The organism is Luteibacter sp. P4_D7_3 (genome assembly GCF_056401735.1).
On the sequence record NZ_JBFUIT010000142.1, the window covers coordinates 1 to 9,443 of the forward strand.

Genomic DNA, 9,443 nt, shown 5'->3' on the forward strand with positions numbered 1-9,443 from the left:
GTTGCTCATGCAGCAGTCCGTGCTCGGTGCGACCGTGCAGGTGCGGCCAGGCCAGCCGGGTGCCGTTCGCGACCTGGCGGACAACACGGCCGACGGTCTGGCGTCAGGATGCTGGCAAGCCTGCGCGGCCCTGGTCGACCGCTTTGCCGACCGCTCGGCTGCGCTGCTCGGTGGTGCGCCCACCGTCACCCTGGGCGGCGGTGACGCCACCGTGCTGGCGCCCCTGCTCCAGCGTGAGGTGATGCTCGTGCCCGATACGGTCCTGCGCGGGTTGGCCGTCTGGGCCAAAGCGCACACTCAAGCGGATCATTTCGCCTAGAATCGCGACGCCACCGGTTCTTACAGGGGAACGCGCGCTGGCCTCACCGGAAACCCAAGGCCGCCATGCTTCTGCGTCTGATGTTCGTTCTGCTGATCGCCCTCAACATCGCGGTAGCCGCCTGGCTGCTGCTTGGCGAATCGGGCACGCATGCGGTGGATCCGGCCGACAAGGGTGTGCCCACGCTCAAGCTGCTTGCTGAACTTCCTGCACCCGCCTCGACTGTGACGGTCGCGCCACCCGCGCAGGCGTCGACGGCGGCTCCCGTCGTGGCCGCCGCGCCCGCTGTCGCCCCGGCTGCCTCGGCGGCAAAGCCGGCGACGCGCGAACCGGGAAAGAAGGAACCCGCAGAGGCCACGGCAAGTCCCGACCTCCTCGCCGCGGCGTCCACCGCAAGCGTCGCGACCAGCGCCAAGCGCAGCTACCGTTGCCTCGCCATCGGCCCCTTCACCAATCAGGTGGACCTGCGCAGCACGCGTACCGCGATCGCACCGCGCACGGTACGCAGCCGTCAGCGTCAGGAGCAGACCAGCGAGTCCCATGGCTGGCGTGTCTTCCTTCCGGCGCAGGCCACGCGGGATCTGGCGCTGGCGCAAGCGCGCCGGCTCGAGGCCAAGGGCATCAAGGATTATTTCGTGGTCACCGCCACCGGCGAGCTGCAGAACTCCGTGGCCCTCGGTCTGTTCCACGACCCCGCGAATGCAAAGAAGCGCCGCGACGAAGTCATCGCCGCAGGCTTCCCGGCGCGCATGAGCGAACGGACCGAAGTCACGCCCGTCTGGTGGCTGGACGTGGTCGTGCCCGATGACGCCAATGCCGATATTCGCCGGGGCATCCGCAGCCCCGGCGCGACCGCCAAACCGACCGGCTGCTTCTGATAAACTCCCCGCCTTCGCCGGCATAGCTCAGTTGGTAGAGCAACCGCCTTGTAAGCGGTAGGTCCCCAGTTCGAATCCGGGTGTCGGCACCAGTTTGATGTGATACAAAAAAGCCGGCTTACGCCGGCTTTTTGTTGGAAGGCGTCCCCGGGCCCAGGCGAATAAAGGACAACCATGAAGCTCGTCCGATGGATCGTCGCGATCGTCATTGTCCTCATCRTGGCGCCGTTCGTTTTCCTCTACCTGATGCAGGACCGCCTGCTTTATCCGGGGGCTGAAGCCACCGAGACCTTCGGCGATCTCACGGTCGCGCGTCCTGACCTGATGCTTCGCGGCTGGGTGCTGCATCCGGAAGCGAGCGACGCGCTGGTCGTCTTCGGTGGCAACGGCATGAGCCTGTCGCGCTTCGCATCGCGCCTGGGCCAGTGCTCCGGTCGCGCGATTTATCTCTTGCCCTACCGCGGCTACGAGGGGCAGGCGGGTACCCCGCGGGAGCGCGACCTGGTCGGCGACGGTATCGCCCTCGTCGACGAGGCAGCAAAGAAGCATGCCCACGTCGCCATTGTCGGCATCAGTCTAGGCAGCGGTATCGCGACACAGGTTGCCGCCGAGAAGCATCCGCAACGACTCGTGCTCGTCACGCCCTACGACAGCATCACCAACGTGGGCAGCGAGACCTTCGGCATACCGCTGGGCTGGTTGCTGCGCGATCACTATGAGAGCGGTCCGGCAGCTGCTCGCCTTGGCGCTGTGCCCGTGTACGTGCTGCAGGCCACCAATGACCAGGTGATCGGCTCGGCGCGCACCGAGGCGCTTGTCCGCTTGCTGCCGCAGCCGCCGGTCCGCTGGGATCACATCGCTGCCGGTCACAACAGCATTCTTCGCACGGACGAGTTCTGCCAGGCGCTTCGGTTCTGAGTAACCGCGATAGAACGCGTCAACGAAGGTAGCGACGGTCGAACCAGAACGGTTCGGCTTCGACCTCGCTCAGTTGTGTCGCTGCGTCCGGATGCGCCGGATTGATCAGGTAGTTGGTCGAGTGCGCGAGGATGGCCGACGGTAAGCGCAGGAGGAGCGTCTCGGCGCGCGCGATCCAGGCATCGCCGATGGCCTGGCTCGTGGGTTCGTTGGCCTGCCAGCCCGTAGGAAGCTCGGGCGTCGGCGCAATAGTCACGGCGTCGGCCACATCGATGGCGATCAACTTCAGTGTCAGCGGTATGGCCGTGACCCCGAGGCGCATATGTGCCATCGCCTCCACCATCGCCAGCGCGGGGTGCTCGGACGCATAGAGGACGGGTTTGCCGCGCGTATGCCAGCGACCGTCCGCATGGTAGCCGCCCACCCCGCTCAGGCCGGGGTAGGACGAAATACGCCAGAGCCGCATCAGAACATGCCGTGAGCGGTGCGCAGGATGCGCGATTCGATCAGGCGGGCGCCGTTGTCGGTCGCGGCGAGCGTCATCGGCGTGACAGGCTCGTCGCCCTCGAGGTAGTCGGCAGGCGTCGTGAACCAGGTCAGCGCCATGTCCTCGTCACCGAAGAGCTCGACCGCCTCGGCGAAGACGCGCGCCACGCGTACCACCCGCTCCGACTCGACCTCGCTGAAGCGGCCCTCGGTGAGACGCCGCCGGACGGTGCTTTCGGGGGCGACCAGATTGCCCGGGAAACGCAGCTTCTCGGCGACGTGCTTATAGGCGTGGACGGTGATGCCTTTGTTGACCAGGCGAACGGCATCGGCATCCGATTCGAGCTTGAGGTCGAGCAGGCGGCCCATTCGGGTGAACACGGTTTCCCGGATGACATAGGGCATGGGGTCGGCATCGGCGATATAGGTGATCATGGCGTTCTCCATTTGAGCGATATTCTACGCCAAATGGTGGCTTGCCGTGATATCGGCCATTCGCCCGTTAAGGCGCCAGTGCAGCCAGCTTTTCGCGTAGGAAATCCCTCAGGTGTTGCACGGCGGGCGTGAGCTGGGCGCGGTGCGCGCTGACCATATTCACGGGCGCCCGCTGGCCCAGGCCCGGCAACAGCTCGATCAGCCGGCCGGCGGCGATGTCGGCCACCACGTCCAGCCGCGATTTGTAGATCACCCCGTGGCCGGCCAGGCCCCAGCGGCGGACCACATCGGCATCGTCGCTGATGCGGTTGCCGCTGACGCTTACCGTGTGTGGGCCGCGGGGCAGGTCGAAGGTCCAGCGGTCGTGGATCTGCTCACCCCACAGAAAGCACAGGCAGTTGTGGCTGTGCAGATCGTCCGGATGTGCCGGCGAGCCATGCCGCACGAGGTATTCCGGTGAGGCGCACAGCACACGCCGGTTATCCGGCGCGAGGGGCTGGGCGACGAGGCCGGAATCATCCAGTGCGCCGTAGCGGATTGCCGCATCGATGGGGTGGCGGAGCAGGTCGGCGGCACGGTCACTGATCCACAGCTGGAGGGAGATGCCCGGATGCCGTGTCTGGAATTCGTCCAGCCAGGGCACGAGCACGTTGCGCCCCAGATCGGAAGGCAGGGACAGGCGAAGCGGTCCGGCAATCTCGCCCCGTCCTTCGGCCAGGGCCTGGCTACCGCCCATAAGGGAAGCCAGCATGGCGCGGGCGTGGGGCAGGTAACGCTCGCCGTCGTCCGAGAGCCGCATGCTACGGGTGGACCGGACGAACAGGCGGGCGCCGAGCTCACGCTCGAGCCGCTGGACGGCGTTGCTGGCCATGGCTGGCGTGGTGTCGATCAGCCTGGCGGCGGCGGAGAAGCTGCCGGCGTCGGCCGTCTGCACGAAGACTTGCAGGTCATCCAGTCGGATCATTCTCAGCGTGCCGGTGAAAATACCGGCCTATCCTGCCCCAATTCACCGCCTGACGCGGTGCAACGTGGGTGTTTTGAAGGCCGGTGTAAACTTGCGGAATGAGCCCAACTACACGTTCCGTCGCCCTGATCGGCGTCCCCACCGATATCGGCGCAGGCCACCGCGGCAGTTCCATGGGTCCTGAAGCATTGCGCGTGGCGCGCCTGGGCGAGCGCCTGGCCCGGCGCGGACTGCATGTGGTCGACCGTGGCAATGTCTCCGGCCCGCTCAACCCATGGCTGCCGCCGATCGATGGCTATCGTCACCTGGGCGAAGCCGTGGCGTGGAATACCGCCGTGCACGAAGCGGTCCACGCCGAACTGATTGCCGGGAACCTGCCGATCATGCTGGGCGGCGATCATTGCCTTGCCATTGGCTCGATCTCCGCGGTCTCGCGCTACTGCCGCGATGCGGGCAAGAACCTTCGCGTACTGTGGCTGGACGCCCACGCGGACTTCAATACCAGCCAGATCACGCCGTCGGGCAATATCCACGGCATGCCGGTGGCCTGCCTCTGCGGTTACGGCCCGGACGAACTCACTCACATCGGCGGCACCGTGCCGGCGACGACACCCGATGTTTTCCGCCAGATCGGCATCCGCTCGGTGGACGAGGGTGAGAAGCGCTTCGTCCACGAGGTCGGCATCGACATCTACGACATGCGTTATATCGACGAGATTGGTCTCAAGGCAGCGATGGAAGAAGCGCTGGCTGGCGTCGACCAGGACACCCACCTGCACGTGAGCTTCGACGTCGACTTCCTCGACCCGAGCATCGCCCCGGGCGTCGGCACCACCGTTCGTGGCGGTCCCGGCTATCGCGAAGCCCAGCTCTGCATGGAAATGATCGCCGATACCGGGCGAGTGGGCTCGCTGGATATCGTCGAGCTGAATCCGGCGTTCGACAAGCGGAACCAGACGGCGAAACTGGCGGTGGATCTCGTCGAGTCGTTGTTCGGAAAGTCGACGTTGATGCGGTGAGGTCCTACCCCTCGATCGGCACACGTCGTACCGGTCGCACCGCGCCGTTATTGTTCACCTCCAGTTCGCGAATCGAGCTATCGGAGAACACCGATGTGTATATGGATGGGTATGTCGCATCGGGATTCCAGGGTGTGGACGTCAGGTAGAATTTGTAGGCCCCAAATACTTCGTGGCCGAGCTCGGTGAAGGCCTCGCTCGACGTGACCGCCGGTTCGTTCGATAGATAGGGAAAGCCCGGTGGCACGCTCGAACCGTTCTCGCCCGATGTGACCACATAGGTACTGACGCGAGAAGGCGGAAGCATCGTGAAGTTGCGCACGAGCAGTTCGTGAACATCGACGGCGGGAATACCCCAGTCGGAGTGGTTCTCGAAGCCTGCCTCAAGAATCAGTCGGGCAACATGGCTGTGTAACCGAAGAGCCTCGGTATTGCTTCGGCTATCGGTGCGGCTGAGTGCCGTACGTAGTGGGTTCGAAGCGTCCGGTACGCCCGGATCAGTGATGCCGCCGAAGATCTCGTATCTTTTTGGCGCGACGATGTTCCGATACAGAACGCCTTTCTCCTGCGTAAGCCCGAAGTAAAAACCACCTTCCATGGGCGTTCCGATGGCCGGCTCACCCTCAGCTCGAGATTGAATCGGATTATTCATGGCGATCCCCCTGCCGAACAGTGTCGGACAATCGGCGTTGCGAGCTTGGCTTCAGTGTTTCTCGCATCTGGTCGGTCGCGCTCTTGGCCAGCGCACGGATGTTTTCGTCGGGAGGCGTAATCGGGCCGTTGAAGATGAGAACGTAGAGAAATCTCGAAGTCACGACGTCTGGGGGTGGCGAAGAGTAACTAAACAGCTTGAGCTCAGAGGTTCCGGGCACAACACCTCCCAGGTAGCCCCACGGAACGTCGCAGCGAAGCACTTCGCCAGCTTTGACAATTTGTGGAGGCGAAGAATAATTGGCGGCAGATATGTGCACGTGCCGACCTTCGTCCTCCGCGCGGAACGGCGGGGTTGTCACTACAAAGGGCTCCCATTGGGCTAGCCCACGAATATCGGCCGCGTAGAAGATCTCGGTTCCCAGATCGTAGTATTCCTCGATGGCAAAAGAGAGAAGCGGAACCTCCCAAGGTGAGGCGCTTGGAGCGTGCTTGCTCATAATGACTCCCTGTCAGGGCAGTTGCTCAATGGATGGGTCTCGGCACTCGCCGGCCGGTCATGCTTTGTAGGGCATGCGTCTGACGGGTCGAACGGGACAATGGTTGATCGGTTCCAAATCCATGACCGTTGCCGTATCGAAGCCCCAGTAATACGCAGTTACATCTTGCGCGCCAGGTTGGAACGCGGTGGAGGTGGTGTAAAACGTTTCCAGCTGAAAGGCTTCGTTGCCRTACTCGACGAAAGCCTCTACCGAGGTGATGCCAGGCTGCTGGTCGAGATAGGGAAATCCATTGGGCAGGCTCGAACCGTTCTGGCCCGATGTGACTATGTATGCATTGTCTTCGCGGCTCGCATGGGGCTTTGGCATGAAGTACCGTACGATCATCTCCTGAACATCCACTGCCGGAATCGCCCAGTCGCTGTACCCATCGATATCCAGCGCGAGAACCTGACGTGCGACCGCACTTTGCGGGGCGATGATCTCGGTGTTTCCCCGGCTGTCGGTTCGACTCAAAGCGCTGCGAAGAAGATTTCCCGGATCGGAGGTGGCCGCACCGTCGATGAGAAGGCCGGTTAACTCATACTGCTTCGGGGCAACGATGTTGGCGTAGACGACGCCTTGCTCGGTCGTTAATCCGATCAGGTAGCCACCGCCTGCGCGTATTCCTGCCTTGAGCTCGCCGGAATACGTGGAATGATCCTTAGACATGACTGCTCCCTATCCGTGGTTGTCTATGTGCCGCGAGATCCTTGCGAACATCGTCTTCCTTCTGGAAACGGATGGAAAGAGGCTTGCTTTGCGTCGCTTTCGGCCAATGCCTGCTCTTTCAACGAGGTGGGACTGGCTTGCCGAATCGACCCTTAGAAAGTCGTTTTTCGGGTGTCGCTCGCCCCTGGGCCACGACCCGGGCTAAACTCAAAGGGTTATCGTCTGCCGCCCCCAAGGTCCCCATGCACACCCGCGTCCTCACCGGTATCACCACCACTGGCACGCCGCATCTCGGCAACTATGTCGGCGCCGTCAGGCCGGCTGTTCTGGCCAGCAAGGACCCGAACGTCGACGCGTTCTATTTCATGGCCGACTACCACGCCCTGATCAAGAGCGACGACCCGGATCGTATCGAGGCATCGCGTTTCAAGATCGCAGCCACCTGGCTGGCAGCCGGCCTGGATCCGGACGTGGCAACGTTCTATCGGCAGTCGGACATCCCCGAGGTGCCTGAACTGATGTGGCTGCTGACCTGCGTCACCTCGAAGGGCATGCTCAACCGCGCGCATGCCTACAAGGCCGCCGTGGACAGGAACGTCGAAGCCCAGGAAGACGCCGACGCGGGTGTGACCGCCGGCCTCTACATGTATCCGGTCCTGATGGCAGCCGACATCCTCGCGTTCAACGCGAACAAGGTGCCGGTGGGACGCGATCAGATCCAGCACATTGAAATGGCCCGCGACATCGCGCAGCGCTTCAACCATACCTTCGGGCGCGAATTCTTCGTCATGCCCGAGGCGCAGATCGAAGAGCAGGTCGCCACCTTGCCCGGCCTCGATGGCCGGAAGATGTCCAAGAGCTACGACAACACCGTGCCGCTTTTCGAGGGTGGTTCGAAGGGTCTGCGCGACGCCATCATGAAGATCGTGACCGATTCGCGTGCGCCGGGCGAGCCGAAGGACACCGACGACTCCGCGCTGTTCACCATCTTCAAGGCCTTCGCCACGCCGGCTGAAACCTCGGCCTTTGCCGATGCGCTGCACCGTGGCATTGGCTGGGGCGAAGCGAAGCAGGTGCTGTTCGAGCGTGTCGAGGCCGATGTCGCGCCGATGCGCGAGCGCTACGAGGCACTGATGTCCCGGCCGGACGACATGGAAGACATCCTGCTTGCCGGCGCGGCCAAGGCGCGTGCGATTGCCGGCCCCCTGGTCGAGACGCTACGCGACGCCGTAGGCCTGCGCAGCGCGCGCCGTCGCAGCGCTCCGAGCGTCGAGCCTGTCGCCACGAAGGCGGCGACCAAGGTCAAGCCACCGCGTTTCGCCAGCTTCCGCGACGACGACGGCAGTTTCCGCTTCCGCCTGTTTGGCACCGATGGCGAAGAGCTACTGCTGTCGACGTCCTTTGCCGATCCCAAGGCGGCAGGCGTGCTGCGCCAGACGTTGTCGACGGTGGGTGGGACGAAGGCGGTGATCGAATCGCAAGGCGACCATGTGGCCTTGCTGGTCAACGGCGAGGTGGTCGCCAATGGCGCGTCATATCCGGACGAAGTCGCGCGTGCCGCGGCGGTCCTTCGACTGCGGACTGCCCTGGACGCCCTCGCCGCGGCACAGGACTGACCATGCGCTATCTGGCCCTCATGCTGCTGGCGCCCTGGCTGATCGTGTTGGGTTGGGCTTACTGGGCTTACCCGAAAGCCTTGCTGAAGAATGTCAGGCGTCGATCGTTCGACGTGCTGGCCCTGGTCGCGGCAGTCGCCGCGGCGGTGCAGGCGGCGATGACGTCCTTCGATGCCGTGGTCATACCGGCTGCCGACAAGTTCGGTCCGAAGAGCGGTGCCATCTGGCAGCAGGTCGTCCCTGCGTTGTGGGGCTACGGCGCGTTCGTCGCCGTGCTGGTCGTCGCGCTGATCATCCGGCAGATCGTCTGGAAGCCTCGCGCTCCGTAAAGCGCGCGGTTTCAGCCGCGCAGGCGCTTGGTCAGGCCCTTGAGGAAATTACGCAGGAACTGGTCGCCGCAGAGGCGGAAGTTGCTGTGCTTGGGCTGGCGGAAGAGGGCGTTGATCTCGCCACGGGTCACCTTGAAGCTGGCGGCAGCCATGAGCTCGAGGATGTCGTCTTCCTTCAGCTCGAAGGCGACGCGTAGCTTCTTCAGCACCACGTTGTTGTTGATGCGTGCTTCGACGGGGCGTGACGGCTGGCTTTCGTCGCGGCCGCGACGCTGCAGGATCAGGCCGTCGAGAAAATGGGCCATGGCCAGGTCGGGCATCTCGACGAAGCCGGGTTCGTCTTCCTTGAGCAACCAGGGGTCGACGGATTCACGGCTGGCTTCGAAGCCGGTGAGCTTGAGGATCTCGACCACATGGACCTCACCGAGGTCGAGCATGTAGCGGATGCTGCGTAGGGTGTCGTTGTTGAGCATGCGCATAGGGTAGCACTGAGGCGGGTCCTATCGCCGCTGAAGCGGCTCCCACAGAGGGTCCGCGCCGTTGGGGAGGGTGACCCCCGCCGACAGAAGGACGCCGCTGAAGCGGTAGCCTGGTGGAAGAGCGTCCTCTCCCACCAG

The 9,443-nt window shown here is 63.8% G+C and carries 12 protein-coding genes, 1 tRNA gene and 1 pseudogene; 7 read left to right on the forward strand and 7 right to left on the reverse strand.

The annotated features are described in order from the left end of the window. From AC1DSN_RS13135 to AC1DSN_RS13150, 4 genes and pseudogenes are all read left to right on the forward strand, one after another. Positions 1-319: pseudogene (locus AC1DSN_RS13135) on the forward strand (type III pantothenate kinase); the annotation flags it as partial. A 65-nt stretch (positions 320-384) separates the two neighbouring features. After that, positions 385-1,197 carry an SPOR domain-containing protein gene (locus AC1DSN_RS13140; protein ID WP_477296497.1) on the forward strand — a complete coding sequence of 271 codons (813 nt, stop codon included), beginning with the start codon at positions 385-387 and terminating at the stop codon, positions 1,195-1,197. 16 nt (positions 1,198-1,213) lie between these two features. After that, positions 1,214-1,289: transfer RNA gene (locus AC1DSN_RS13145), tRNA-Thr, on the forward strand. 82 nt (positions 1,290-1,371) lie between these two features. After that, positions 1,372-2,115, forward strand: coding sequence for an alpha/beta hydrolase family protein (locus AC1DSN_RS13150; protein ID WP_477331053.1), 744 nt, complete (start codon positions 1,372-1,374; stop codon positions 2,113-2,115). Between the two features lie 19 nt (positions 2,116-2,134). Here AC1DSN_RS13150 and AC1DSN_RS13155 read toward each other — a convergent pair whose 3' ends face one another. From AC1DSN_RS13155 to AC1DSN_RS13165, 3 genes are all read right to left on the reverse strand, one after another. After that, complete coding sequence (locus tag AC1DSN_RS13155; RefSeq protein ID WP_477296501.1) at positions 2,135-2,581, reverse strand: RES family NAD+ phosphorylase; 447 nt, start codon at positions 2,579-2,581, stop codon at positions 2,135-2,137. Beyond that, on the reverse strand, positions 2,581-3,036 hold the full coding sequence (locus AC1DSN_RS13160; protein ID WP_477296503.1) for an antitoxin Xre/MbcA/ParS toxin-binding domain-containing protein: 456 nt from the start codon (positions 3,034-3,036) through the stop codon (positions 2,581-2,583). Before AC1DSN_RS13160 ends, AC1DSN_RS13155 begins: the two co-directional genes overlap by 1 nt. Before the next feature lie 67 nt (positions 3,037-3,103). After that, a complete protein-coding gene (locus AC1DSN_RS13165; RefSeq protein WP_213949598.1) occupies positions 3,104-4,000 on the reverse strand; it encodes a LysR family transcriptional regulator in 897 nt (298 codons plus the stop codon). A 98-nt stretch (positions 4,001-4,098) separates the two neighbouring features. Here AC1DSN_RS13165 and rocF point away from each other — a divergent pair, with 98 nt between their 5' ends. Further along, positions 4,099-5,019, forward strand: coding sequence for an arginase (rocF, locus tag AC1DSN_RS13170; RefSeq protein ID WP_213949599.1), 921 nt, complete (start codon positions 4,099-4,101; stop codon positions 5,017-5,019). Positions 5,020-5,023: 4 nt separating this feature from the next. Here rocF and AC1DSN_RS13175 read toward each other — a convergent pair whose 3' ends face one another. Genes AC1DSN_RS13175 through AC1DSN_RS13185 form a run of 3 tightly spaced genes read right to left on the reverse strand, consistent with a single transcriptional unit; the run spans position 5,024 to position 6,881 of the window. Next, the gene (locus tag AC1DSN_RS13175; protein ID WP_477297274.1) at positions 5,024-5,671 is read right to left on the reverse strand and encodes a hypothetical protein; all 648 of its coding nucleotides are present in this window, start codon (positions 5,669-5,671) and stop codon (positions 5,024-5,026) included. Then, entirely contained in the window at positions 5,664-6,170 is a 507-nt protein-coding gene (locus AC1DSN_RS13180) for a hypothetical protein (protein WP_477297275.1), read from the reverse strand. Before AC1DSN_RS13180 ends, AC1DSN_RS13175 begins: the two co-directional genes overlap by 8 nt. A 57-nt stretch (positions 6,171-6,227) precedes the next feature. Next, positions 6,228-6,881, reverse strand: coding sequence for a hypothetical protein (locus AC1DSN_RS13185; protein ID WP_477297276.1), 654 nt, complete (start codon positions 6,879-6,881; stop codon positions 6,228-6,230). 242 nt (positions 6,882-7,123) lie between these two features. Here AC1DSN_RS13185 and AC1DSN_RS13190 point away from each other — a divergent pair, with 242 nt between their 5' ends. After that, positions 7,124-8,497, forward strand: a complete 1,374-nt coding sequence (locus tag AC1DSN_RS13190; RefSeq protein WP_477331055.1) for a tryptophan--tRNA ligase — start codon at positions 7,124-7,126, stop codon at positions 8,495-8,497. Positions 8,498-8,499: 2 nt separating this feature from the next. Continuing rightward, positions 8,500-8,826: a hypothetical protein gene (locus AC1DSN_RS13195; protein WP_477297278.1), complete on the forward strand. Its 327-nt coding sequence runs from the start codon at positions 8,500-8,502 to the stop codon at positions 8,824-8,826. A gap of 11 nt (positions 8,827-8,837) precedes the next feature. Here the strand turns inward: AC1DSN_RS13195 and AC1DSN_RS13200 are convergent, their stop codons facing one another. Beyond that, positions 8,838-9,299, reverse strand: coding sequence for a YehS family protein (locus AC1DSN_RS13200; protein WP_063573948.1), 462 nt, complete (start codon positions 9,297-9,299; stop codon positions 8,838-8,840). Positions 9,300-9,443 lie beyond the last annotated feature (144 nt).

Excerpts from the sequence above, each read along its gene's own strand:
- AC1DSN_RS13140 (WP_477296497.1), top strand. The coding sequence starts at position 385 with ATGCTTCTGCGTCTGATGTTCGTTCTGCTGATCGCCCTCAACATCGCG.
- AC1DSN_RS13155 (WP_477296501.1), bottom strand. The coding sequence starts at position 2,581 with ATGCGGCTCTGGCGTATTTCGTCCTACCCCGGCCTGAGCGGGGTGGGC.
- AC1DSN_RS13160 (WP_477296503.1), bottom strand. The coding sequence starts at position 3,036 with ATGATCACCTATATCGCCGATGCCGACCCCATGCCCTATGTCATCCGG.
- AC1DSN_RS13165 (WP_213949598.1), bottom strand. The coding sequence starts at position 4,000 with ATGATCCGACTGGATGACCTGCAAGTCTTCGTGCAGACGGCCGACGCC.
- rocF (WP_213949599.1), top strand. The coding sequence starts at position 4,099 with ATGAGCCCAACTACACGTTCCGTCGCCCTGATCGGCGTCCCCACCGAT.
- AC1DSN_RS13175 (WP_477297274.1), bottom strand. The coding sequence starts at position 5,671 with ATGAATAATCCGATTCAATCTCGAGCTGAGGGTGAGCCGGCCATCGGA.
- AC1DSN_RS13180 (WP_477297275.1), bottom strand. The coding sequence starts at position 6,170 with ATGAGCAAGCACGCTCCAAGCGCCTCACCTTGGGAGGTTCCGCTTCTC.
- AC1DSN_RS13190 (WP_477331055.1), top strand. The coding sequence starts at position 7,124 with ATGCACACCCGCGTCCTCACCGGTATCACCACCACTGGCACGCCGCAT.
- AC1DSN_RS13195 (WP_477297278.1), top strand. The coding sequence starts at position 8,500 with ATGCGCTATCTGGCCCTCATGCTGCTGGCGCCCTGGCTGATCGTGTTG.
- AC1DSN_RS13200 (WP_063573948.1), bottom strand. The coding sequence starts at position 9,299 with ATGCTCAACAACGACACCCTACGCAGCATCCGCTACATGCTCGACCTC.